Below are 24,257 nucleotides of genomic sequence, written 5' to 3' on the forward strand. Positions count from 1 at the left end.
CGGATCAAATGCTCAGTCCGCGAGCACGCGCGCACGCCCCGGCAGCGGCAATTGCAGCGATTCGCCGCGGCCGATCGCGAAGTAGTGGATGCCCTTGCGCGCCAGGCGCTGCGGGTCGTAGAGGTTGCGGCCGTCGAAGATCACCGGCGCGCGCAGCTGCCGCTTGATGAGCTCGAAGTCCGGCGCCTTGAACACCTGCCACTCGGTGCAGATCACGAGTGCGTCGGCGCCGGGCAGCACGGCTTCGGGCGTGCCCATGAGGGCCAGGCGCTCGTCGTGGCCGTAGAGGCGCTGTGCCTCGGCCATGGCCTCGGGGTCGTAGGCGCGCACCTTGGCGCCCGCGGCCCACAGCGATTCCATGAGCTCGCGGCTCGGGGCGTCGCGCATGTCGTCGGTGTTGGGCTTGAAGGCCAGGCCCCAGAGCGCGAAGGTACGGCCCTTGAGGTCGCCCTGGTAATAGGCATGGATGCGCTGGAACAGCTTGTGCTTTTGCCGCTCGTTCACGGCTTCGACGGCCTGCAGCAGGTCGCTGCCGCAGCCGGCTTCCTGCGCGGTGTGGATCAGCGCCTTGATGTCCTTCGGAAAGCACGAGCCGCCGTAGCCGCAGCCCGGGTAGATGAACTGGTAGCCGATGCGCGGGTCGGCGCCTATGCCCTTGCGGATCGCCTCAATGTCGGCGCCCAGGTTTTCGGCGAGCTCGGCGATCTGGTTGATGAAGCTGATCTTGGTCGCGAGCATGCAGTTGGCCGCGTACTTGGTGAGCTCGGCGCTGCGCAGGTTCATGCACAGGATGCGGTCGTGGTTGCGGTTGAAGGGCGCGTAGATTTCGCGCATCAGGTCGAGTGCGTCCTCGTCTTCGCTGCCGAGGATGATGCGGTCGGGGCGGCGGCAGTCGTTGAGCGCCGAGCCTTCCTTGAGGAACTCGGGGTTCGAGACGATGGTGAATTCGAGCCGCTTGCCGCTGTGCGCGAGTTGCGCTTCGATGTGCACCTTGAGCCGGTCGCCCGTGCCCACGGGCACGGTGGATTTTTCGACGATGATGACCGGCTCGCTGCGGTGGCGCGCAATGCCCTCCGCCACGGCGAACACGCCGCTCAGGTCGGCGCCGCCGTCGGGCCCGGGCGGCGTGCCCACGGCGATGAACTGCACCGCGCCGTGCTGCACCGCCTGGGCCACGTCGTGCGTGAAGCGCAAGTGGCCCGCGGCCACCCCTTCGCGCACCAATTCCGCGAGGCCGGGCTCGTAGATGCCGACCTGGCCTTGCTGGAGCTGCTCGATTTTGGCCTGGTCTATGTCCATGCAGAGCACATCGTGCCCGACTTCGGCCATGACGGCCGCTTGCACCAGTCCTACATAGCCGGTGCCGAAGATCGTGAGTTTCATGGTGAGTGTGTCGAAATAAAAAATCAGTGCGTTGATGCCGCAGGTGTCGCAGGTGCCGCAGGCCGTGCGTGGATCAACAGCACGCCGCCGACCACCAGCGCCACGCCCAGCGCCTTGCCCACGCTCAGCGCTTCGCCCCAGCCCGGCAGCAGCGCCGCGCCCAGGTGCACCAGCGCGTAGCTGATGCTGAGCAAGGCGTAAGCGCGCGACAGCGGCAGGTGCTGCAGCGCGCCCAGCCAGCAGAGCATGGACAGCGCGTAGGCCAGGATGCCAAAGCATACGCTGGCGAGCGCGGCTGCATCGAGCGTGTGCGCCTGCCACGCGTCAAGCCCATCGGCAGGCAGCGGCAGGCGCGCCATGCCCCAGCGCAAAGCGAGCTGCGCGGCGCTGACCAAGAGCGTACTCGCGAGCGCCAGGCCCAAGCCCTTGCCCGCGCCTTTGCGTTGCTTCATGCCTGCGCCCCGAGCAGTGCCACGCCCGCCATGATGAGCGCGACGCCCGCCCAGTGGCGCGCATCGACGGTCTCATGGAACAGCCAGCGCGCCGCGAGCGTGACGAACACGAAGTTCAGGCTCAGCATGGGGTAGGCCAGGCCCACGGGCATGCGCTGCAGCAGCAAAAGCCATAGCAGCAAGCCCGCGCCCATACTGCCAAAAGCGAGCAAAAGCCATGGAGATGTGAGCTTGGCCCAGACGCCCAGCGCGCGCCCCTGCCAGTGCAGCACTGCGTATTTTTGCGCGATCTGCCCGAGGCAGGTCAGCAGGCAGGCGCCCAGCAGCAGCATCCAGCTCATGGAACGACGGCAATCACGAGCCGGCCCGCGCGGTGCATGCGGGCGTCAGGTGGCAGCAGCGCAAGCAGCGGATCTTCTTCGGCGTCGTCCAGGCGCAGCACGATGCCCACGGGGCCGCTGCGGCGCGCCTGCGCGAGCCAGGCGGGAAAATCGGCGCGCGTGACGTAGCGCCCCTGCACGTCGGGCTGTGACAGGCCGTAGCGCAATTCGCCCTGCGAGTCGAGCATGACCACGTCGGTGCGCGCAAGCCGCCAGGCAAGCGCCGCCGCCGTGCCCACGTCGTCGCTCACGAGCGTGTGTGCGCCGCGCAGCGCTTCGCGGTGTGCGAGGATGAGCTGGTCGGGCATTTTGTTGTGCACCAGCGCGAGCGGCAGCGCGGCGGGCACGAGCGCGAAAAACGCCCACACGCCGAAGGCCGGCGCCGCCCAATGGCGCAGCGGCTGCCAGCACTGCAGCGCGGCGCAGAGCAGCCAGCAGCCAAGCACCAGTGTGATCTGCGCCAGGCCCCAGCCCTCGCCCGCAGGGTACAGGGGCTCGTGCATCTGCAGCCAGACCAGCGCCGCCGCGGCGCCAGCGCCTATCAGCAGGTTGAGCGCGCCGTTCACGCGCAGGGCGCGCACCGAGCCCGCAGTCCCCTGCGTGCACGCCTGTACCACGTAACGCCCCAGGGCCAAGGCCAGCGGCGCAAAGCACGGCAGGATGTAGGTCGGCAGCTTGCCTTTGCTCAGGCTGAAAAACACGAAGGGCACGGCAAACCACAGCAGCATGAAGGCCGTGGCGCGCTCACCGCGCTGGCCCCAGGCCAGGCGCAGCGCGGGCGGCAGCAAAGCGGCCCAGGGCAGGGCGCCGGCAAACACGATGGGCACGAAGAACCACCACGGCCGCATGTGTTGCGCGGTGGCGCTCGCAAAGCGGCGCACGTGCTCGTTCCAGAAAAAGAAGTTCCAGAAATCGGGCTCGCGCCAGTGCACCGCGAGCGCCCAGGGCAGGCACACGAGCAGCGCCACGCCCACGGCGAGCGGCCCCCAGGTCAGCAGCACGCGCCAGCGGCCCTGCCATAGCGCGTAGGGCAGCGCGACGAGCACCGGCAGCGCGAAGGCCAGAAACCCTTTGGTCAGGAAGCCGAGCGCGCAGGCCAGGCCCAAAACAGCCCACCAACGCAGGCGTGACGCGCGCGAGCCGCTCTCGAAAGCGAAGTAAAGTGCCACCATGCCCAGCGTGACCCAGAGGCTGAACTGCGGGTCGAGGTTGCTGTAGCCCGCCTGCCCGGCGACGAGCGCAAAACTCAGAAAAACCAGCGCCGCCGCAATGCTCGTGCGCGCGTCGCGCCACAGGCGCTGCGCGAAAGCGTAGAGCAGCAGCGTGGTGAGCAGCGTGACCAGCACCGAGGCAAAGCGCGCGCCGAACAGGTTTTCGCCAAAAACCGCTTCGCTGAGCGCGATCAGCCAGTAGCCGCCTATGGGCTTTTCGAAATAGCGCAGACCCAGAAAATGCGGCGCGATCCAGTCGCCGCTGCGCAAAATCTCCTGCCCGATCTGCGCGTAGCGCGACTCGTCGGGAATCCACAGCCCGTGCAGCCCCAGCGGCATGAGGAAAAACAGCGCAAAGACGGCGCCCAGCGCGAGCGCAGCGCGGCGCGGCGTCATGCCTGCACCCCCAGCCAGCCCTCGCGGCCCGCAATGCTGCCGCGCGTGAGGCGCCCCGTGGGCAGCGTGGCCAAGTCGGCGGGCAGCAGCGCACCGAGCGGCGCGAAGGTGATGGAACGCTCCTGCGCGCGGCGCAGCAGTTCGGCAAAAGCAGGGGCCATGAGGATGCCTTCGACCTCGGCGTGGATCGTGTAAACCTGTAGCGCAGACGGCAAGCCCGGTGCGGGCTCAGGCCGGATTTGGCTCAAAATCAAGTCGTTGAAATCGGGTGCCGCGCACTGCGGGCCCACGACTTCGTCGAAGGTGGGCAGCGTGACCGGAATCTGCGGCGTGCCGGGCTGGCCGCTTTCGAGCAGCGGCCGAAACAGGCTCTGGCCGCGACAGTCGCTGTGGTAGCGCAAGGCAAAGTCCTGCTCGACCTCGACCACGCGCTCGTCGGCGCGCCAGCCGGCGACGGCCGAGCAGTCCACGCGCCGGCCCAGAATGTCGGAAAGCGCGTTGAGCCCGCGCCGGTATTCGGCCGCGAGGCGCGCGCGGCTCCAGTCGCCCGCGTGCGCCTGCCAGGCGTGGTGGTCCCAGGCATGCAGACCCACTTCGTGCCCGGCTTCCTGGGCGCGGCGCATCAAGGCGCCCAGGTCGCGCCCGATCGGGCGGCCGGGCCAGGCCGTGCCTGCGAGCAGAATGTCCCAGCCGTACAGGCTCGCGGCTTTGGAGCGCAGCATCTTCCACAAAAAGCGCGGCTTGACGAGGCGCCACAAGTGCCGCCCCATGTTGTCCGGCCCCACGCAGAAGAAAAACGTCGCCTTGACCTGTGCGGCCGCGAGCAGGTCGAGCAGGCGCGGCACGCCCTCGCGCGTGCCGCGGTAGGTGTCCACGTCTATGCGCAGGCCGACCGGCATCAGGCGCTCCGCGCCTCCTGTGCGGGTGGCTCGTCGCGCTCTTCTTGCGCGGCGAGCATGCCGGGCTCGGCCAGCGCTTCGCGCAGGAAGAAGTCCAGCGTTTTTTCGATGGTCACGTGCATGGGCACCGTGGGGTTCCAGCCGAGCAGGCGGTGCGCGTTGTCTATGCTGGGCTTGCGGTGCGACACGTCCTGGTAGCCGGCGCCGTAGAACGAGCGGCTCTCCACGGCGCGAAAGCCCGCGAACGGCGGGAAGTGACCGCGCAGCGGGTGCTGCTCGAACTGGCGCAGCAGCTCGTGGGCGAGCTCGGCGATGCTGGCCTCGTTGTCGGGGTTGCCGATGTTGATGATCTGCCCGTCGCAGCGCCCGCCCGCGTTTTCGACGATGCGCGCGAGCGCCTCGATGCCGTCGGCCACGTCGGTGAAGCAGCGCTTTTGCGCGCCGCCGTCGACGAGGCGGATCGGTGTGCCTTCGACCAGGTTCAGGATCAGCTGCGTGATCGCGCGCGAGCTGCCGATGCGCGCCGAGTTGAGCCGGTCGAGCCGCGGCCCCATCCAGTTGAACGGGCGAAAGAGGGTAAAGCGCAGGCCCTGCTGCCCGTAAGCCCAGATCACGCGGTCGAGCAGCTGCTTGGAGACCGAATAAATCCAGCGTTGCTTGTTGATCGGCCCGACCACGAGGTTGGACTTGTCCTCGTCGAAGCGCTCGTCGGTGCACATGCCATAGACCTCGGAGGTCGAGGGGAAGATCACGCGCTTGCGGTACTTGACGCAATGGCGCACGAGTTTGAGGTTTTCCTCGAAGTCGAGCTCGAACACGCGCAGCGGGTTGCGCGTGTATTCGATCGGCGTGGCGATGGCGACGAGCGGCAGCACCACGTCGCACTTTTTGATGTGGTATTCGATCCACTCGGTGTGGATGCTGATGTCGCCCTCGACGAAGTGGAAGTCGGGGTTGCTCTTGAGGCGTTCGATCGCGTCCGAGCCTATGTCCATGCCATAGATTTCGTAGCACCCGTCGCGCAGCAGGCGCTCGGACAAATGGTTGCCGATGAAACCGTTCACGCCCAGGATCAGCACGCGCGTCTTGCGCTGCGGGCCGGCCGAGGCCGCGTGCAGGCGCGAGCCTTCGACCAGGCCGAACTCCTGCGCGAGCTGCGGGCCGGCCAGGTACAGGCCCGCATCGCCCTGCTGGCCCGCGACGATTTCGAGCGCATCTTCGCCGCAGGCGATGCGCAGCGGTGCGGTGCCGAGCACCGTGCCCGGCGCACGCCCGTGCGCCCCGGGCACCACGCGCGAGGCCCAGACGATCAGCTTGCGCTCGCCCACGGGCGCGAACGCGCCCGGGTAAGGCTGGGTCACGGCGCGCACCAGGTTGTGCAGCGCGCGCGCCGGGCGGCTCCAGTCGATGCGGCCGTCTTCGGGGGTGCGCCGGCCGAAGTAGCTGGCCTGCGCTTCGTCTTGCGGCACTTCGGGCAGCTCGCCGCGCGCGAGCCGGGGCAGCGCGGCGTCGAGCAGTGCGCGCGCGGCTTCGCGCAGCTTGCCGTGCAGCGTGAAGGCCGTGTCGTCGTCGGCGATGGGTACGCGCTGCTGCGCGAGGATGGGGCCGGCGTCGGGCCGCTGCACCATGCGGTGCAGGGTCACGCCGGTTTCTGTTTCGCCGTTCACCAGCACCCAGTTCGCCGGCGCGCGCCCGCGGTAGCGCGGCAGCAGCGAACCGTGCAGGTTGTACGCGCCGCAGCGCGCGCTCGCGAGCAGTTCCGCGCCGAGCAGGTGGCGGTAGTAGAACGAAAAAATGAAGTCCGGCTGCAGCGCGCGCACCTGCTCTATCCACAGCGGGTGGTTGGCGTCTTCGGGCGCATGCACCGGGATGCCCAAACGCGCGCACAGCTGCGCAACCGAGCCGAAAAAGCGGTTTTCTTTCGGGTCGTCGGCGTGCGTGAAGACGGCCGAAATGGTGTAACCCGCGGCGCGCAGGGCTTCGATGCCGGCGCAGCCGATGTCGTGGTAGGCGAAAACGATGGTGTTGAGGCTCATGGATTCAAGACCCGCAAGAGGGTGGAGTGCAGCAAGGGGCAGGGGCATTCGCCCCGACGTTCGTGGCGGTTTCGGTAGCGGCAGACGGTGGCGGCGCCGGTGCTGGCAACGTAGGGGTGAGTGCGCCGCGTGCTATGCGTTCGATGAAAAAGCGCGGCCGGGCGCGCACGTCGTCATAGACGCGCCCCAGGTATTCGCCCAGCATGCCCATGCCCAAAAGCTGCACGCCGCTGAAGAAGAACAGCACGGCGAACAGCACGAACAGCCCGTTGCCCGCCCACTGCGCGCCAAAAACCAGACGCAGCACCAGCAGCAGCAGCCCGAAGCCGAAGCCCAGCAGTGCGAGCCCCGCACCGGCCAGGCTCAAAAGGCGCAGCGGCGCCGTGGTCATGCAGGTGACCAGGTCGAACATCAGGTTGATGAGGCGCAAAAAGTCGTACTTGGACGTGCCGTGCTCGCGCTCGGCGTGGCCGACCTCGATTTCCGTCGTGTGGCGTGCAAAGCTGTTGGCCAGAATCGGGATGAAGGTGCTGCGCTCGGGGCAGGCGAGCATGGCCTGCACCACGCTGCGGCGGTAGGCGCGCAGCATGCAGCCGTAGTCGCTCATGCCCACGCCCGTGGCGCGGCGCACGGCCAGGTTGATGAGCAGCGAGGGCCAGCGGCGCAGCGCCGAATCCTGGCGGTTCTGGCGCACGCTGCCGACCACGTCGTAGCCCAGCGCGGCCTGCTGCACCAGGCGCGGAATTTCTTCAGGCGGATTTTGCAGGTCGGCGTCGAGCGTGATGACCAGGTCGCCGCGGCACTGTGCAAAGCCCGCCATGATGGCCGCGTGCTGGCCGTAGTTGCGGTTCAGGATCACGGCGACGACGTGGCTGCCCGGCGCGGCGGCGGCTTCGAGCAGCATCTCGGCCGAACGGTCGCGGCTGCCGTCGTCGATCAGCACGATTTCATGGTCGCGTCCCAGGCTCGCGCAGGCTGCCGTGGTACGCCGCAGCAGCTCGGGCAGGCTTTCCTGCTCGTTATAGACCGGGATGACCACCGAGACGCAATCAATCGGGTAGGGCTTGAGCGTGTTCATGCGACGATGCTTTCGATGGCGCCGACCACGCGGTCGATGTCGGCCTGCGTCATGTCCGGAAACAGCGGGATCGAGCACAGGCGCGCCGAGTTCCATTCGGTGTGCGGCAATTGCACCTGTGGGAATTGTTGCCGGTACCAGGTGTGCAGATGCGCGCCGATGAAGTGGATGCCCGTGCCGATCTGGCGCTCTTGCAGCGCCTGCATGAAGCCGTCGCGGTGGATGCCGCAGCGCTCGGCGTCTATGCGCAGGATGAACAGATGCCAGGCGTGCTGCTGCGCGTAGGCCGGCAGCGCGAGCGGCTGCACGGGCAATGCGGCCAGGCGCTGCAGGTATTGCGCGGCAATCTCGCTGCGGCGCGCGTTGATGGCCGTCAGGCGTTCGAGCTGCACCAGCGCGATCGCGGCGTTGAGGTCGGCCAGGTTGTATTTGAAGCCCGGCTGCTGCACCAGCGCCTGCGGTTTGCGCCCGTGCGTGTGGCGGTCGTAGGCATCGACGCCCAGGCCGTGGAACTTGAGCATGCGCACCTTTTGCGCGAGCGCCTCATCGTCGGTGACGAACATGCCGCCTTCGGCGCAGGTCATGTTCTTGATCGCATGGAACGAAAAAATCGCCGTGCCCTGCGCGCCCACGGGCCGGCCGCGGTACAGCGTGCCGGCCGCGTGCGCGGCGTCTTCGATCAAGGGGATGCCGTGTTGGTGCGCGAGGGCGTAGAGCGGGTCCAGGTCAAGCGACGCGCCCGCGTAGTGCACGGGCACGATGGCGCGCGTGCGCGGCGTGATCGCGGCCTCGACGCGCGCAGCATCGACCATCAGCGTGTCGCGATCCACATCGACGAACACCGGCGTGGCGCCGAGCAGGCAGATCATGTTGAGCGTGGACACCCAGGTCTGCGACGGCGTGATCACCTCGTCGCCCGGCCCTATGCCCAGCGCGAGCAGCGCCAGGTGCATGCCGCCCGTGGCCGAGCTCACGGCGACCGCGTGCTGGCAGCCGAAATGCGCGCAAAAACGCTGTTCGAGCTCCTGGTTCTTGGGGCCGGTGGTGATCCAGCCCGAGCGCAGCACCTGCGCGACGGCCTCGATCTCGGCCTCGCCCATGCTGGGGCGCGAAAAGGGGAGAAAGGGGAGTTCCATAAGGCTGGATTTGCGCAGAAGGGAGAGCGGCGCGGCGCTGGCGGTGGCGGCAAAAGTCGGATGGCGGGCGCGGGCGTGGTACACACTGTGCCCAAAGGGGCCGTAGGATGAGGGCGGACCTTTGCGCGGCAGCCTGCAACCGGAGGCACGCGGCATCCCGCCAGTGGTGGCTGGGCGGCAGTTTAACAGGCGTGCGGGACGATTTCGGGGCTGCCCTGGTGCAGCCGCCGGGCGCGTGGGGCTGCCCGCATTCGACAGGTTTTTGAAAGGGAAACTATGGTGCACATGCGTTTGCTCGCCGACATCGGCGGCACCAACATCCGTCTGGCCTGGCAGGCAGGGCCCGGCGACGCCTTGCACGACCTGTGGGTGCGGCCGTGCGCGCAGTTTGCCTCGCTCGAAGCCGCGATCCGCGCCTATGTGGCCGAGGCGGGCATCGCCATGCCCGAGGAAGCCGCGCTGGGCATCGCCAACCCCGTGACGGGCGACGCGGTGCGCATGACCAACCGCGACTGGAGCTTTTCGCAAAGCGCGTTGCGTGCGGCGCTGGGGCTGCGGCGGCTCGTCGTGCTCAACGACTTCACGGCGCTCGCGCTCGCCATTCCGCTGCTCACACCGCAGATGCTGCGCCAGGTCGGCGGCGGCGCGCCGGTCGCGGGGACAGCCGTGGGGCTGCTCGGGGCGGGCACGGGGCTGGGCGTGTCGGGGCTGGTGTTTGCGCCGGGCGGCATGGATATTCCCCTCGCGGGCGAAGGCGGACACGCCACGCTGGCCGCGCAGACGCCGCTCGAATGGGAGCTGCTATGCATCTTGCAGCGGCGCTACGGCCATGTGTCGGCCGAGCGCGTGCTCAGTGGGCAGGGGCTGGTCGATCTGTACCACGCGCTGCGCGAGCGCTCGATGTTTGGCGGAACAGACGTGAGCCAGCCCGAGCATGTCACGGCACTGGCGTTCGACGCGGGCGACGCGCTGGCCTTGCAGGCGCTCACGCTGTTCAGCGGCTTTCTGGGCACGGTGGCGGGCGACCTGGCGCTGACGCTGGGCGCGCGCGGCGGCGTGTATCTGGGCGGCGGCATCGTGCCGCGCCTGGGCGCGTGGTTCGACCAATCCAACTTTCGCGCCCGCTTCGAGGCCAAGGGGCGCTTTCAGGCGTATCTGGCGCCCATTCCATGCTGGGTCATCAACCCCGACGCGGCCCCGGCGCTGTACGGCGCCGCGCGCGCGCTCGATCGGCCGCAGTGCGCTAGAAATTGAGGTCTTTTTGGCAGTTAGCCTATATGCAACAAGCGTGAGCAGCTATCTTTTTTGAATAATTGGAATCTGACCCCAATTTCGAGTTTCCCCTCGCGAGCATCCGCGCAGGGGCGCGGCGCCTCCTCTTGGGCCCACCGCGCTCAAACCTCTTCACTCCAGCAAAACCCGTCGCGCGCGATCATGGCGCTCGCAGCGCTCGGGCCCCAGGTGCCGGCGGCGTAGGGGCGTGGGCCTGTAGGGTCGCGGCGCCAGTGCTCGAGGATGGGTTCGACCCAGCGCCAGGCTTCTTCCTGCTCGTCGCTGCGCACGAACAGGTTCAGGCGCCCCGCGATCACGTCGAGCAGCAGGCGCTCGTAGGCGCCTACGCGCTCGGCGCCGAAGCGTTGGGTGAAGTCGAGGTTCAGGCTTGCCGGCGTGAGGATGGTTTCGGCACTTTGGGCTTGCGTGGCGCCCTGCGCAAGCAGGCGCAAGTCGAGGCCGTCCTGCGGCTGCAGGTGGATCACGAGGCGGTTGGCCGCGTCCGCCGGGGTTTTGAAGATGTGGTGCGGCACGGGGCGAAAGTGCACCATGATCTGCGCGCTGCGCTCGGCCAGGCGCTTGCCGGTGCGCAGGTAAAAGGGCACGCCGGCCCAGCGCCAGTTCATGATCTCGGTGCGCAGCGCCACGAAGGTTTCGGTGTTGCTGTTGGGCGCCACGCCTTTTTCTTCGCGGTAGCCGGGCACGGGCTGGCCGTGCACCATGCCTGCGGTGTATTGGCCGCGGATCACGTTCTGGCCTATGGTCGTTTCGTCCCAGGGCTTGAGCGATTGCAGCACCTTGAGCTTTTCGTCGCGGATGGCGTTGGCGCTGGCGTTGATCGGCGGCTCCATGCCGATCGCGCACAGCAGTTGCAGCGCGTGGTTTTGCACCATGTCGCGCAGCGCGCCGGTCTGGTCGTAAAAGGCGCCGCGCGTTTCCACGCCCAGGTCTTCGGCGATGGTGATCTCGATGTTCGCAATGGTTTCGCGCCGCCACAGCGGCTCGAACAAGGCGTTGCCAAAGCGCATCGCAAACAGGTTTTGCACCGAGGGCTTGCCCAGGTAGTGGTCGATGCGAAAGACCTGCTCCTCGCGCAGCACGCGGCGCAGGGTGGCGTTGATGGCCTGGTTCGAGGCCAGATCGTGCCCCAGCGGTTTTTCGAGCACTACGCGCGTCGCCGGGCCGTTGAGCCCCGCGGCGGCGATCTGCTCGCACACGGTGGTGAAAAGGCTGGGCGCGGTGGCCACGTACATCACCACGGTGTCGGCCTGGCGTGCCTGCAGCAGCGTGGCGAGCTGCGCATAGTCCTGCGGCTGCGACAAGTCCATGCGCAGGTAGTGCAGCAGCTGCGCAAAGCGCGCAAATTCATCGGGCGTGGGGCGTTTGGCGAGCTCGACCTTGTCGAAGCGCTCGTACATCAGGCGGCGGTATTGTTCGTCGCTGAGCGTGTCGCGCGCCACGGCGATGATGCGCCCGCCTGCGGGCAGCGTGCCGTGGCGAAAAGCCTGGAACAAAGCCGGCATGAGCTTGCGCCAGGCCAGATCGCCCGTGCCGCCGAACAAGACGAGGTCGAATCCCATGGGGTGCTCCTGTGCGTGCGGCCATCCGTCACGAAAGGCCCTGCGGGGCAGTGTAACCTTGCCATGTGGCACGCACCTGTAGCGCCAAGCGATGTCCTTGCGCGCCGTAAATGTTCGCAAAACAGGAGCTGCTTGCGCCCTATCCATAAGCCTTGGAGTGCTTTTTGACCATGACCCCCACGAGCTCTCTGCCGCCCTCGTTGCCCTGCGACCAGGCGCCCGAGTGGCCGCGCCTGCAGGCTTTGTTTGCCGCGCAGGGGCGCGCCTTCGACCTGCGCCGCGCCTTTGCCGAAGATGCCGGGCGCTTTGCGCACTTCAGCCAGGAGGCGCCGCACCTGTTCGCCGACCTGTCGAAAAACCTTTGGAGCCGCGAGGCCGAGGCGCTGCTGCTCGCGCTCGCGCAGTCGTGCCGCCTCGCCGAGCGGCGCGATGCGATGTTTGCGGGCGCGCCCATCAACACCACCGAGGGCCGCGCCGTGCTGCACACCTTGCTGCGCCGCCCCAAGGGGCTGGCACTGCCGGGCGACTTGCCGCAGGTGGCGCACGAGCTCGCGCAGGTGCACGCCACGCTCGACGCCGTGCTGGCCTACGCCGAGGCGCAGCGCGCCGACGCGGCCATCACCGACGTGGTCAACATCGGCATCGGCGGCTCCGACCTCGGGCCGCAGATGGCCGTGCTCGCGCTCGAGGCGCAGCACATCGCGGGCAAGCGTTTTCACTTCGTCTCGAACGTCGATGGGCACGAGCTGCACACCACGCTGCAAACGCTGCGCCCCGAGCGCACGCTGTTTCTGATCGCCTCCAAGACCTTCACGACCGTGGAGACCATGACCAACGCGCATTCGGCGCTGGCCTGGTTTGCCGCGCAGGGCGGGCGCGAGGTGGCGCGCCATTTTGCGGCGCTCACTACCAACGTAGCAGCGGCGCGCGCGCTGGGCATCACCACCACCTTCGGCTTTTGGGACTGGGTGGGCGGGCGCTATTCGCTGTGGTCGGCCATTGGCTTGTCGCTTGCGATCGCCATTGGCGCCGAGGGCTTTCGCGCACTGCTCGCGGGCGCGCACGCGATGGACGAGCACTTTCGCAGCGCGCCGCTGGCGGCCAACCTGCCCGTGCGCCTGGGGTTGCTCGACGTGTGGTATCGCAATTTCTACGGTTTCACGAGCCGCTGCATCGCGCCCTACCACGCGGGCCTGCGGCGCCTGCCCGCGTATTTGCAGCAGCTCGAAATGGAAAGCAACGGCAAGCGCGTGGGGCTGGACGGCAAGCCGCTTGCGCTCGCCACCGCGCCCGTGCTGTGGGGCGAGCCCGGCACCAACGGGCAGCACGCGTTTTTCCAGATGCTGCACCAGGGCAGCGACGTGGTGCCGCTCGAATTCATCGCCGTGCGCACGCCCACGCACCCGCTGCCGGGCCACCACGAAAAGCTGCTCGCGAACGCCCTGGCGCAGGCGCAGGCGTTGCTGCAGGGCAAGGTGGTGGGCGACGGGCACCGCGACTTTCCGGGCAACCGCCCCAGCACCTTCATCGTGCTCGACGCGCTCACGCCCGCCGCGCTCGGTGCCTTGCTCGCGCTGCAGGAGCACCGTGTGTTCGTGAGCGGCAGCCTGTGGGGCATCAACAGCTTCGACCAGTGGGGCGTGGAGCTGGGCAAAGTGCTCGCGCGCGACCTGGAGCCGCGCCTCGCGAGCGGCGACGCGACAGGGCTCGATGCCTCGACCGCGGGGCTGTTGCAGCGTCTGCGCCGCTAAGCACCTGTTCATGAACTAATGTAGTGTTCGACGCTATCTGCGACATAAAACCGCGTCTTTTCGGCCCGGGCCGCGTTGCAAATCCTCGCGATACCACCCGGTATCGCTGCGGTTTGCGCCTTGCCCAGACCAAAAATCCATCGGTTTTATTTGTCGCATCAAGCATCAAACACTACACTAAGAAAACAATGCACTTCTTCCCGTCCCTGCCCGTCCCCTTGCAGACCGTGCTGCTGCTCGTGGCCAGCAATGTCTTCATGACCTTTGCGTGGTACGGGCATCTCAAGAACCTTGCGTCCGCACCGTGGTATATGGCCGCGCTCGTCAGCTGGGGCATTGCCTTGTTCGAATACCTGCTGCAGGTGCCGGCGAACCGCATCGGCTTCACCCGGTTCGACGTGGGGCAGCTCAAGATCTTGCAGGAGGTCATCACGCTCACGGTGTTCATGCCGTTCGCCGTGTTTTACCTCGGTCAGCCCTTGCGTTGGGATTACCTTTGGGCGGCGCTGTGTATGGTGGGCGCGGTGTATTTCGTTTTTCGTGGGGCTTGATGCCTCGGGGTAGGTGCATCGCCATGGGGCTTTGGGCAGTGGGTGTGCAGGTAAACTCGCTTGTCACGCATTTGTCACGAAGCCGTCGTCATTCTGGCCCGCCCCGGGCGGATGAGGCGTGCGTATTTGCACCCCTGGAGCACCCCCATGCTGTTTGGCAAGCTGTTGCCGCGCGAAGGCAATTTTTTCAAGATGTTCGACCAGCATGCCGAGCGCGTCGTCGAGGCTGCCCATGCCTTTGCCCAGTTGGTCGCGAATTACAACGACCTGCAGCTGCGTGAAAAATACAACCAGGACGTGGACAATGCCGAACGCGCCGCGGATCGCGTGACGCACGAGGTCAACAAAAACCTGCACAAGACCTTCATCACGCCCATAGACCGCGAGCAGATCCACTCGCTCATCAACACCATGGACGACGTGGCCGACCTGATCCAGGACTCGGCCGAGACCATGGCGCTTTATGACGTGCGCCACATGACGGTCGAAATCTCGCGCCTCACCGATCTGAGCGTCAAGTGCTGCGAGCGCCTGCGCGACGCCGTACACCTGCTCGAAAAAATCGCCGAGCCCGCCGTGGCCGAGGCCGCGCTCAAGACCTGCGAAGAAATCGACCGCCTCGAAAGCGACGCCGACCGCGTGATGCGCAGCGCCATGAGCAAACTGTTCCGCGAGGAGCCCGACGTGCGCGAGGTGATCAAGCTCAAGGCCATCTACGAACTGCTCGAAACCATCACCGACAAGTGCGAGGACGTGGCCAACATCATCGAGGGCATCGTCCTCGAAAACTCCTGAGCAGGGCAGGGGAGCCAAGGCGCATGCAAACCGTTCCGACGGCCCTTTGGGTGGTGATTCTGCTGGTCGCGCTCGCGATCCTGTTCGATTTCATGAACGGCTTTCACGACGCCGCCAATTCGATTGCCACCGTCGTGTCCACCGGTGTGCTCAAGCCCGCGCAGGCGGTGTTGTTCGCGGCATTCTTCAACATCGTGGCGGTGTTCGTGTTCCACCTGAGCGTGGCCGCCACGATTGGCAAGGGCATCGTGCAGCCGGGGGTGGTCGATACCCATGTGGTGTTCGGCGCCCTCGTGGGGGCGATTGCGTGGAACGTCGTCACCTGGCTGTACGGCATCCCGAGCAGTTCCTCGCACGCGCTGATCGGCGGCATCGTCGGCGCAGTGATGGCCAAGACCGGCGCGGGCGCGTTGATCGGGGCGGGCATCCTCAAGACGGTGCTGTTCATCTTCGTGTCGCCGCTGCTCGGTTTTTTGCTCGGCTCGCTCATGATGGTGCTGGTCGCCTGGGTGTGCCGGCGCATGCGCCCGAGCCGCATCGATCACTGGTTTCGGCGCCTGCAGCTGCTGTCGGCGGGGGCCTACAGCCTCGGGCATGGCGGCAACGACGCGCAAAAAACCATGGGCATCATCTGGCTGCTGCTGGTCGCCACGGGTTACACCTCGGCCACCGATGCAGCGCCGCCCACCTGGGTCATCGTGAGCTGCTATCTGGCCATAGGCCTGGGCACCATGTTTGGCGGCTGGCGCATCGTCAAGACCATGGGCCAGCGCATCACCAAGCTCAAGCCCGTGGGCGGCTTTTGCGCGGAAACGGGCGGGGCGCTGACGCTGTTTCTCGCGACGGCGCTGGGCATTCCGGTTTCGACCACGCACACCATCACGGGCGCCATCGTCGGCGTAGGCTCGACGCAACGCGCGAGCGCGGTGCGCTGGGGCGTGGCGGGCAACATCATCTGGGCGTGGATATTGACCATCCCGGCGAGCGCCTTCGTCGCAGCCATTGCGTACTGGCTGAGCTTGCAGCTCTACTGAACGGACGCTTTTCTATTGATAGCTTGTAGCGCTTGATGGATAAGCGCTACAGGCACTTTTCATTGGTATTTTCGCGTTCACTGCGAAATGCTGCGTGCCTCTTCGATCTGGTACTCGAAATAACGCTGGAAGCTGAACGCGATGCTCGCCATGAGCACCGCCGTGCCCACCATCAGCGCGCCTGCAATGGCGAAGATCGTGAACCAGTTCGTGCGCCCCGGCGCGGCGTCGGGCGCGGCCTGGGGATTGAATCGTGCATTCCACTTCTCTGGCGTCATGAGTCCGTACAGGATTGCGCGCAGCCCGCAGCCCGCGATCGTGAAGCCCAGCAGCGGAATCAGCAGCCAGCTCAGCACGTCGTCCTGCCCCAACTGCTGCACGCGCTCTATGCCATAGAGCCCGAGCGCCGTCGGAATGGGCAGCAGCCAGCCGAGCCAGTCGCCCAGCCCGTGCAGGTAAAAACGGTGCAGCCCCAGCGGACCGCCCACAAAGGCGAGCCAGGCGGCAAGGGTTTTGTTCTTGGTTTTGGGTGCTTGTGCAGTCATGGTGCGTGATTATTCCGGGGAACTGCGGTCGCCATCTCCCAGGGAGCCTATCGGACTTTGGAGGGCATGAACGTTGGAGGGCATGAACGGTCGAAGTGGATATAATCGTCGGCTTTGCAGCGTGTGGCTGACCGGGTGGTCATGCTGCGTGTCTCAACGCTGCACAGCCGCTGCAGCCGGTCAAGGTTTAGGGTTAGGCCTTGCCGATGGCAGCAAACACCGAGGCTTTGCGCGCCCGGGCATGGGTCTTGCGCGAGCTTTTGTACCCCGAGGATAAATCAACATGGTCGTCATTCGACTCTCCCGCGGCGGCTCCAAGGGCCGTCCGTTCTTCAACATCGTGGTCGCCGACAAGCGCGTGCGCCGCGACGGTCGCTTCATCGAGCGCCTGGGTTTCTACAACCCCGTGGCCAAGGAAGGCGAAGAGGGCCTGCGCATCGCACAGGACCGTCTGGCCTACTGGAAGAGCGTGGGTGCGCAGGCGTCGCCCACGGTCGATCGCCTGATCAAGCAAGCTGCCAAGCAGGCTGCTTGATCTTTGGCACGCGCAGCGGGCGCCGTTGGCTCGGGCTGACGGGCCCGTTTTTTCGTTTTCAGGGGCCTCTTTCCCTTTTCAATTATGTCCGCCGCATTGCCGCTCGATTTGGTTGACTTGCCTGCCGACGCCGTGGAAGTCGGGCGTATCGCGGACGCCTGGGGTGTGAAGGGCTGGTTCAAGGTATTGCCCTACAGCGCCACGCCTGAAGCCTTGTTTTCGTCCAAGCGCTGGTACTTGCTGCCCGCAGAGCGCGGTGTGCGCGGCTTCGAGGGTACGCGCCTGTTGCGCATCCGCGAAGCCAAGGAGCACGCAGACACCGTCGTCGCCTGGGCGCAGGACATTCCTGACCGCGACGCCGCCGAAGCCCTGCGCGGCGCGCGCATCTTCGTGCCGCGCTCCAGTTTCCCGAGCACCGGCGCCGACGAATACTACTGGGTCGATCTGCTCGGCCTGACCGTGGTCAACCGTGAAGGCGTGGAGCTGGGCGAAGTGCGCGAACTGCTCTCCACGGGCCCTCAAACCGTGCTCGTGCTGAGCTACCAGCAAGAGGGCAAAGCGCTAGAGCGCATGATTCCCTTCGTTGCGGCCTACGTCGATCGGGTCGATCTCGCGGCGCGGCGCATTTTTGTCGATTGGCAGCCCGATTATTGAAAAGCATCTGGCAGCGCTGCCAGAGTGCCGCATGCGCTTCGACATCATCACCCTGTTCCCCGAACTGTTCGCGCCCTTTTTGGCCGGCGGCGTGACGCGCCGCGCCTATGCCAGTGGCCAGGTGCAAGTGCGCCTATGGAACCCGCGCGACTACGCCGAGGGCATGTACCGGCGCGTCGATGACAGGCCCTTCGGCGGCGGGCCGGGCATGGTGATGCTGGCCGAGCCGCTTGCGCGCTGCCTTGCCGCGATCCGCGCAGCGCGCCATGAAGAGGAAGGCGCGCGGGCACCCGTTGTGCTGTTTTCTCCCATAGGCAAGCCATTGAACCAGGCGCAGGTTGAGCACTGGGCCGCCAGCAGTGGCGCCATCTTGCTGTGCGGCCGCTATGAGGGCATAGACCAGCGCTTCATCGACGCGCATGTCGATGTGCAGATCAGCCTGGGCGACTTCGTGCTCTCGGGTGGCGAGATCGCCGCCATGGCGCTGCTCGACGCCGTGGCGCGCTTGCAACCCGGCGTGCTGCACGACGCACAAAGCCACGCCTATGACAGCTTCAGCCAGGCGCTCGACGGGCTGCTCGACTGCCCGCACTACACCCGCCCCGAAGATTGGGCCGGTCGCACCGTGCCCGCCGTGCTGCTGTCGGGCCACCATGCCGAGATCGAGCGCTGGCGGCGCGCCCAGCGCCTGAACCTCACGGCCAGGCACCGCCCCGACCTGATCGCCGCGGCGCGCGCGGCCGGACGCCTGAGCGCCGCGGATGAAGCCGTTCTGGCAAAAAACCAGCAAGAAAACGCAGCGGACTTGCTATAATCGCGGGCTTTTCGATCCTCTGTCCGGCCGTTTTGTGAGCAGGGAGCTTGCTGCAATGCTGCAGCAAATTCGCATGGATTCCTCTTGCAGAACCTTGAAACGTCAATCCCGACGCAAGCCGCTTGTGGCGCGGACATGATCCTTGGATGGCACACATGAACCTGATTCAAATCCTCGAAGCGGAAGAAATCGCCCGCCTCAACAAAAAAATCCCCGAATTCGGCCCCGGTGACACCGTGGTCGTGAACGTCAACGTGGTCGAAGGCACGCGCAAGCGCGTGCAGGCCTACGAAGGCGTGGTCATCGCCAAGCGCAACCGCGGCCTCAACAGCGGCTTCACGGTGCGCAAAATCTCCAGCGGCGAAGGCGTGGAGCGCACTTTCCAGACCTACAGCCCGCTGATCGCGAGCATCGAAGTCAAGCGCCGCGGCGACGTGCGCCGTGCCAAGCTCTACTACCTGCGCGAGCGCAGCGGCAAGTCGGCCCGTATCAAGGAAAAGCTGCCCGCACGCAAGGCCCCAGCCAGCGCTGCAGTCGCCGAATAAGCCGCAGGCGCGATTGCAAACAAGCCGCTACAGTGAGTGCTGTAGCGGCTTTTTGTTTGTGCTGCGGCTTATTGACTCATTGCCGTGACTTCTTCCAAATCATCCCCTTCCACCGCGCGCGCGCCTTCCTTGACCCAGCCCGGTTTTGATCCGCGCCAGGTTCCCATTGCCGGTATCGATGCCCACCTGCCCGCCGTGCCCGCGCAGCTGCAGACACCCGAGGCTCTGCGTGCGCGCTTTGCCAAGCCGCCGCAGTGGACGCCCGAAGTGGCGCAGGAGCCGGTGTTTGCCAACCGGCCGCTGGCGCAGGCCGCGGTACTGCTGCCCATCGTCTTGCGCGAAGAGCCGACGGTGTTGCTCACGCAGCGCACGTCGCACCTGTCTTCGCATTCGGGGCAGGTGGCTTTTCCGGGCGGGCGTGTCGATCCCGAAGATGCTTCGCTCGTGCACACCGCCCTGCGCGAGGCGCAGGAAGAGGTGGGGCTGCTGCCCGACGTCGTCGAAGTGCTGGGTTTGCTGCCGACCTACATCACGGGCTCGGCCTTTGCCGTCTCGCCCGTGGTGGCGCTGGTGCAGCCGCCCGGCCAGCTACAGCCCAACCCGCATGAGGTGGCCGAGGTTTTCGAGGTGCCGCTGGCATTTTTGCTGAACCCGGCGCACCATCGGCGCCATGTGTACGACCTGGGCGGAATCCGGCGTGAATGGTTCTCCATGCCCTATGAATATGGAAGCAAAAGCTTTTACATCTGGGGCGCAACGGCGGGCATGCTGCGCAATTTTTACCGGTTTCTGATGGCGTGACCGTGGCCGGCGCAGAGCGTACATCCGACCTCAGTATGATTCCGGCCCATGAGCTTTTTCGCCATTTTGCTGGCCTTGCTGATCGAGCAGGCGCGCCCGCTCGCCCGTAGCAACCCCATCCATGCCGCGCTGCGCGCCTGGGTCTTGGCCGTAGGCCGCAACTTCGACGCCGGCAAAGCCCATCATGGCTGGGTGGTGTGGAGCCTCACGGTATTGCCGCCCGCATTGCTGGCGTTGCTCGTGCACTGGCTGCTGCTCGAGTGGGTGGGCTGGCCCGTGGCGATGCTGTGGAACGTGGCCGTGCTCTATGTCACGTTGGGGTTTCGCCAGTTCAGCCACCATTTCACGCGCATTCGTGACGCTCTGGAAGAAGGCGACGAAGACACGGCGCGCGCGCGTCTGGCGCAGTGGCAGCAAGTCGATGTGGGCGACTTGCCACGCAGCGAAATCGTGCGCCACGTGCTCGAGTATTCGGTGCTGGCCGCGCACTGTCATGTGTTTGGCGTGCTCGCCTGCTATTCCATCCTGGCGGCTTTCGGTCTGGGGCCTGCGGGGGCCGTGCTCTATCGCATGGCCGAATTCGTCGCGCGCTTTTGGCGCGACAAAAGCGTCAGCCTCGTCCAGCCGGCGAGCGAGTCCCTGCAACGTGCGGCAATGCAGGCCTGGGCGTTCATCGATTGGCTACCGGCGCGCCTGACCGCGCTCAGCTTTGCCGTGGTGGGTGACTTCGAGGAGGCCGTGGAGGGCTGGCGTTTTTACGCGCAGCATTTCCCAAACGACAATGACGGCGTGATCCTGGCGGCCACCGCAGGGGCGATCGACGTGCGTCTGGGCGGCGCCGCGCTCAAAACCCGCGCCGAAGCACCGTCGCTGCAGGACTTCGAGGCCGATGCGGACATGGACGACAGCGGCAGCACGCCGGGCCGCGAGGCTGAACTCGGCCACTTGCGCAGCGTGGTCGGCCTGGTGTGGCGCTCGGTGGTCGTCTGGCTGCTGTTGCTGGCCTTGCTGACTTTGGCGCGCCTGCTTGGCTGAGAGCACACAAAGTTACGTCCTTTATGCGCCGTGGTGCCTGTGTGCGGGCCTGATTTGCTACAAACGGCGGCAATCACTTTTTTGGGAGGAATATTGTGAAGCTTCGATTTTTTGTGCGCCGTGCATGGGCCGGCGCATTGGCTTCAACGGCTCTGGCAGTGGCCCATGGTGCCCACGCGCAGACCTATATCAACGCGACCGTCGGCGGCGAGCTGTCGCCGGGTGTCTATGGTCGCATCGATATCGGCAACGGGCCGCCGCCCGCGGTGATTTACCCCCAACCGATGATCATCCAGCGTCCAACCGTACTGGTGCCGCGCTCGCCAATCTATCTGTATGTGCCGCCGGGCCATGCAAAGAACTGGGGCCGATACTGCTCCCGCTACGCCGCATGCGATCAGCCGGTGTATTTCGTGAAAGAGCCGCCGCATCGGCCTCCGCGTGCATACGGTCCACCGCCTCCCGCCTATCGTCACGATGGTCCTGGACCTCGTGGGAATCCGCATGACCGAGGATGGAGAGATGACCGTGAGGGTGGTCATGGTCACGGCCGTGGAAACGGGCACGGCCGTCACGACTGAGTCAGGCGTTGCGAAGACCGTTTCCCGGTTTTTGGGGTCTCCCGGCGCTACTCCGCCGCCTCGTCGCGCAGTGCGCGCACCTCGGTGCGCAGCATGCGCACATCCTCGCGCAACTGGATGAGTTCCTGCATCAGGTCGTTTTCCAACTGATTTTCTTCGACCTCGACTTCTTTTTCGACGAAGATCGCCGCGAGCGAGGCCGTGGCGATTGATAGCACGGCCAGCCCGAGCAGCACCACGATGACGGCAAAAACGCGCGACAAATGGGTGCTCGGAACCAGGTCGCCATAACCCACCGTCGCGGCCGTGGTGAAGGCAAGCCACAAACCGTCGGAAAAGGTTTCGACCTGGGGGTCGAGCATCCAAAAACCCATACCACCCAAGCCCAGGATCAGCGAGCACAAAATCAGTGAATAAACCACCCCCTGCCGGGCCAGGTGGATTCTTTTGGAGGGGGTGGGGCGTTTCATGATTGTGGTAGCTGGCGTATGCGGCGTGTTCGCGCATTATCGATTCCCTGCCTGAGCGACAATAGGCGTGCTGCATTCACTATGTTTTTGGAACTTCCACGATGAAACGTTTCTGGCTGCTGTTTGCCCAAACCGTCACGGTATGCGTCGCGCTGTATTTCGTCGTCGCCACCTTGCAGCCAGGCTGGGTGCGGCAAGCTCCCTGGTCGTCGGGGGTTGGTGTGGCGCTGCTCGAGGCGCCGCCCAGTACCAGCACTGCGCCCCCGACAGGGAGCTTTCGCGCCGCGGTGCACAAGGCGCTGCCGGCGGTGGTGAGCATCACCACGAGCAAAGCGGTGCGCATTCCACGGGCCAACGACCCGTGGTTCCGGTTTTTCTTTGGTGACGTGCCCAACCAGACTCAAATCGGCCTGGGCAGTGGCGTCATCGTCAGTGCGACGGGCTACATCCTCACCAACAACCACGTCGTCGAGGGCGCAGACGAGATCGACGTCTCGCTCATGGACGGGCGCCGCAGCCGCGCGCGCGTGGTGGGCACGGACCCGGACACCGACCTTGCCGTGCTCAAGATCGACCTCGACAAACTGCCCGTGATCGTGCTGGGCCATTCCGACAGCCTCGACGTGGGCGACCAGGTGCTGGCCATAGGCAACCCGTTCGGCGTCGGCCAGACCGTCACGGGCGGCATCGTGAGCGCACTGGGGCGCAACCAGCTCGGCATCAACACGTTTGAAAACTTCATCCAGACCGATGCCGCGATCAACCCGGGCAACTCAGGCGGCGCGCTGATCGACGTGCAGGGCAACCTCGTGGGCATCAACACGGCCATTTATTCGCGCTCGGGCGGCAGCATGGGCATAGGCTTTGCCATCCCCGTGGCCACGGCCAGGCAGGTGCTCGAGGGCATCGTCAAAGAGGGCCAGGTGACACGCGGCTGGATCGGCGTGGAGCCCAACGAGCTCTCGCCCGAACTGGCCGAGACCTTCGGCGTCAGGGCGAACCGGGGCGTGATCATCACGGGCGTGCTGCAGGGCGGGCCGGCCGCGCGCGCGGGCATACGCCCTGGCGACGTGATTTTGCAGGTGGACGGAAAGCCCGTTTCGCACGTGCCCGAGCTGCTCAACATGGTCGCGGCGCTCAAGCCGGGGGCACCTAGCACTTTCGCCGTGCAGCGCGGTGATGAAACGCTGGAGCTCAAGGTCGTGCCGGACCTGCGCCCGCGCATGCCACGCCCGGCGCTGCGTTAGTCAGCTGTCGGTCAGCTGTTTCCAGGGCGAGAATCTGCCGCGCCAGTGTGTCTATGTGCGCTGGCGTGAGGGCCTCCGTGTTCACAGTGTGGCGTTGCGGCCATTGGTAAAGGTGGGTGTTTTGCGAGCGCGCGTACAGCGGGTCGTAGTGCAGCGCTATCAGCTCGGCAAACAGTGGCGCCAAGGCGCGCTCCTGCGCCCAGGCTTGCCAGCGTGCGATCACCTGCTTGCCGTGCAACTCCTTGAGTGCCGCGATCCGCTCGGCCAGTAGCGCGGGATCATCGCCCAGGTGCGCGTAATCACGCAGCAAAAAATCCAGCCGTGCGGGCGTGTCGGCCTGGATTTCGATGCAAGGGCTGGCGCGCAGGCGCTGCACCAGGGGCTGCGGCACATTCAGGCAGCCTATGCGTGCGCTTTCGGCTTCGATGTAGACGGGGCGGCGCGTGTCCAGCGCCTGCATGGCATGTGCGAGCCGGGTTTCAAAGGCGGTCTGCGTGGGCTGGGCCACGCCGGGCAGGGCGCCCAGCACCGAGCCGCGGTGCTGCGCGAGCGCTTCCAGGTCCAGCACCTGCGCGCCTTGCGCCGCCAGCGCCTGCAGCACACGCGTTTTGGCGCTCCCCGTGGGGCCGCAGAGCACGCGCAGGTCGAGCTGTGGCGGCATGGTTTCGATCTGTTTCAGCACGTGCCGGCGCCAGGTCTTGTAGCCGCCCGCCAGTTGCTGGGCATCCCAGCCCACCATGCGCAGCCAGGTCACCATAGCGCCGCTGCGCAGACCGCCGCGCCAGCAATACACGAGCGGACGCCATTGCGCCGGGCGCTCGGCAAACTGCGTGCGCAGGTGGTGCGCCAGATTGGCCGCCACCATGGCCGCGCCCACGCGCCGCGCCTCGAAAGGCCCTTGCTGTTTGTAAAGAGTGCCGACGATGCGGCGCTCTTCGTCATCGAGCACGGGGCAATTGATGGCACCGGGGATGTGGTCGCGCGCAAATTCTGCCGGCGAGCGTGCGTCGATGATGGCATCGAAGCGGTGGAGCGCATCCACGGAAACGGGGCCACGCTGGTTCATGGCCATGGCG

24 protein-coding genes are annotated in these 24,257 nt (G+C 66.2%); 12 read left to right on the forward strand and 12 right to left on the reverse strand.

Annotated features, from left to right (window positions below; translation table 11 throughout):
* Positions 1–12: 12 nt before the first annotated feature.
* Genes PYV55_RS05535 through arnB form a run of 8 tightly spaced genes read right to left on the reverse strand, consistent with a single transcriptional unit; the run spans position 13 to position 8,971 of the window.
* The gene (locus PYV55_RS05535; protein WP_275849683.1) at positions 13–1,383 is read right to left on the reverse strand and encodes a UDP-glucose dehydrogenase family protein; all 1,371 of its coding nucleotides are present in this window, start codon (positions 1,381–1,383) and stop codon (positions 13–15) included.
* Positions 1,384–1,406: 23 nt separating this feature from the next.
* Complete coding sequence (gene arnF, locus PYV55_RS05540) at positions 1,407–1,835, reverse strand: 4-amino-4-deoxy-L-arabinose-phosphoundecaprenol flippase subunit ArnF (protein WP_275849684.1); 429 nt, start codon at positions 1,833–1,835, stop codon at positions 1,407–1,409.
* A complete protein-coding gene (gene arnE, locus PYV55_RS05545; RefSeq protein WP_275849685.1) occupies positions 1,832–2,176 on the reverse strand; it encodes a 4-amino-4-deoxy-L-arabinose-phosphoundecaprenol flippase subunit ArnE in 345 nt (114 codons plus the stop codon). Before arnE ends, arnF begins: the two co-directional genes overlap by 4 nt.
* Positions 2,173–3,822, reverse strand: a complete 1,650-nt coding sequence (arnT, locus tag PYV55_RS05550; protein WP_275849686.1) for a lipid IV(A) 4-amino-4-deoxy-L-arabinosyltransferase — start codon at positions 3,820–3,822, stop codon at positions 2,173–2,175. The genes arnE and arnT overlap by 4 nt, the downstream gene beginning before the upstream one ends.
* On the reverse strand, positions 3,819–4,721 hold the full coding sequence (arnD, locus tag PYV55_RS05555) for a 4-deoxy-4-formamido-L-arabinose-phosphoundecaprenol deformylase (protein WP_275849687.1): 903 nt from the start codon (positions 4,719–4,721) through the stop codon (positions 3,819–3,821). The genes arnT and arnD overlap by 4 nt, the downstream gene beginning before the upstream one ends.
* Positions 4,721–6,757, reverse strand: coding sequence for a bifunctional UDP-4-amino-4-deoxy-L-arabinose formyltransferase/UDP-glucuronic acid oxidase ArnA (gene arnA / locus PYV55_RS05560; RefSeq protein WP_275849688.1), 2,037 nt, complete (start codon positions 6,755–6,757; stop codon positions 4,721–4,723). The genes arnD and arnA overlap by 1 nt, the downstream gene beginning before the upstream one ends.
* 4 nt (positions 6,758–6,761) lie before the next feature.
* Complete coding sequence (arnC, locus tag PYV55_RS05565) at positions 6,762–7,835, reverse strand: undecaprenyl-phosphate 4-deoxy-4-formamido-L-arabinose transferase (RefSeq protein ID WP_275849689.1); 1,074 nt, start codon at positions 7,833–7,835, stop codon at positions 6,762–6,764.
* Positions 7,832–8,971, reverse strand: a complete 1,140-nt coding sequence (arnB, locus tag PYV55_RS05570; RefSeq protein ID WP_275849690.1) for a UDP-4-amino-4-deoxy-L-arabinose aminotransferase — start codon at positions 8,969–8,971, stop codon at positions 7,832–7,834. The genes arnC and arnB overlap by 4 nt, the downstream gene beginning before the upstream one ends.
* A 276-nt stretch (positions 8,972–9,247) precedes the next feature.
* Between arnB and glk the strand changes: the two genes are divergently transcribed.
* Complete coding sequence (gene glk / locus PYV55_RS05575; protein WP_275849691.1) at positions 9,248–10,225, forward strand: glucokinase; 978 nt, start codon at positions 9,248–9,250, stop codon at positions 10,223–10,225.
* Positions 10,226–10,365: 140 nt separating this feature from the next.
* Here the strand turns inward: glk and zwf are convergent, their stop codons facing one another.
* Positions 10,366–11,823 (reverse strand): glucose-6-phosphate dehydrogenase, encoded by a 1,458-nt coding sequence (gene zwf, locus PYV55_RS05580; RefSeq protein WP_275849692.1) that lies wholly within the window; start codon positions 11,821–11,823, stop codon positions 10,366–10,368.
* Between the two features lie 170 nt (positions 11,824–11,993).
* Here zwf and pgi point away from each other — a divergent pair, with 170 nt between their 5' ends.
* From pgi to PYV55_RS05600, 4 genes are all read left to right on the forward strand, one after another.
* Positions 11,994–13,574, forward strand: coding sequence for a glucose-6-phosphate isomerase (gene pgi / locus PYV55_RS05585; protein WP_275849693.1), 1,581 nt, complete (start codon positions 11,994–11,996; stop codon positions 13,572–13,574).
* A 188-nt stretch (positions 13,575–13,762) separates the two neighbouring features.
* Complete coding sequence (locus tag PYV55_RS05590; protein WP_275849694.1) at positions 13,763–14,125, forward strand: DMT family protein; 363 nt, start codon at positions 13,763–13,765, stop codon at positions 14,123–14,125.
* 147 nt (positions 14,126–14,272) lie between these two features.
* Positions 14,273–14,920 (forward strand): DUF47 domain-containing protein, encoded by a 648-nt coding sequence (locus tag PYV55_RS05595; protein ID WP_275849695.1) that lies wholly within the window; start codon positions 14,273–14,275, stop codon positions 14,918–14,920.
* 23 nt (positions 14,921–14,943) lie between these two features.
* Entirely contained in the window at positions 14,944–15,954 is a 1,011-nt protein-coding gene (locus tag PYV55_RS05600; RefSeq protein ID WP_275849696.1) for an inorganic phosphate transporter, read from the forward strand.
* A 77-nt stretch (positions 15,955–16,031) separates the two neighbouring features.
* Here the strand turns inward: PYV55_RS05600 and PYV55_RS05605 are convergent, their stop codons facing one another.
* A complete protein-coding gene (locus PYV55_RS05605; protein ID WP_275849697.1) occupies positions 16,032–16,499 on the reverse strand; it encodes an NINE protein in 468 nt (155 codons plus the stop codon).
* Between the two features lie 283 nt (positions 16,500–16,782).
* On the opposite strand from PYV55_RS05605, the gene rpsP reads away from it, so the two are divergent.
* The 6 genes from rpsP to PYV55_RS05635 all read left to right on the forward strand — a co-directional run bounded on the left by rpsP (position 16,783) and on the right by PYV55_RS05635 (position 20,883).
* Positions 16,783–17,034, forward strand: coding sequence for a 30S ribosomal protein S16 (gene rpsP / locus PYV55_RS05610; RefSeq protein WP_275849698.1), 252 nt, complete (start codon positions 16,783–16,785; stop codon positions 17,032–17,034).
* Positions 17,035–17,118: 84 nt separating this feature from the next.
* A complete protein-coding gene (gene rimM, locus PYV55_RS05615; RefSeq protein ID WP_275849699.1) occupies positions 17,119–17,688 on the forward strand; it encodes a ribosome maturation factor RimM in 570 nt (189 codons plus the stop codon).
* A 31-nt stretch (positions 17,689–17,719) separates the two neighbouring features.
* Positions 17,720–18,502, forward strand: a complete 783-nt coding sequence (gene trmD / locus PYV55_RS05620; RefSeq protein WP_275849700.1) for a tRNA (guanosine(37)-N1)-methyltransferase TrmD — start codon at positions 17,720–17,722, stop codon at positions 18,500–18,502.
* 155 nt (positions 18,503–18,657) lie between these two features.
* A complete protein-coding gene (rplS, locus tag PYV55_RS05625) occupies positions 18,658–19,047 on the forward strand; it encodes a 50S ribosomal protein L19 (protein ID WP_275849701.1) in 390 nt (129 codons plus the stop codon).
* Between the two features lie 84 nt (positions 19,048–19,131).
* On the forward strand, positions 19,132–19,848 hold the full coding sequence (locus tag PYV55_RS05630) for a CoA pyrophosphatase (RefSeq protein ID WP_275849702.1): 717 nt from the start codon (positions 19,132–19,134) through the stop codon (positions 19,846–19,848).
* Between the two features lie 48 nt (positions 19,849–19,896).
* Positions 19,897–20,883 carry a CobD/CbiB family protein gene (locus tag PYV55_RS05635; protein ID WP_275849703.1) on the forward strand — a complete coding sequence of 329 codons (987 nt, stop codon included), beginning with the start codon at positions 19,897–19,899 and terminating at the stop codon, positions 20,881–20,883.
* A gap of 628 nt (positions 20,884–21,511) precedes the next feature.
* On the opposite strand, the gene PYV55_RS05645 is transcribed toward PYV55_RS05635, so the two are convergent.
* Entirely contained in the window at positions 21,512–21,934 is a 423-nt protein-coding gene (locus tag PYV55_RS05645; protein WP_275849704.1) for a potassium channel family protein, read from the reverse strand.
* Between the two features lie 101 nt (positions 21,935–22,035).
* On the opposite strand from PYV55_RS05645, the gene PYV55_RS05650 reads away from it, so the two are divergent.
* Positions 22,036–23,181 (forward strand): trypsin-like peptidase domain-containing protein, encoded by a 1,146-nt coding sequence (locus PYV55_RS05650; protein ID WP_275849705.1) that lies wholly within the window; start codon positions 22,036–22,038, stop codon positions 23,179–23,181.
* Here PYV55_RS05650 and mnmH read toward each other — a convergent pair.
* Positions 23,129–24,247, reverse strand: coding sequence for a tRNA 2-selenouridine(34) synthase MnmH (mnmH, locus tag PYV55_RS05655; RefSeq protein ID WP_275849706.1), 1,119 nt, complete (start codon positions 24,245–24,247; stop codon positions 23,129–23,131). The genes PYV55_RS05650 and mnmH overlap by 53 nt on opposite strands.
* Between the last annotated feature and the right edge of the window lie 10 nt (positions 24,248–24,257).

The sequence above is a fragment of the Extensimonas soli genome, assembly GCF_029211265.1.
Taxonomy (GTDB): Bacteria; Pseudomonadota; Gammaproteobacteria; order Burkholderiales; family Burkholderiaceae_C; genus Extensimonas; species Extensimonas soli.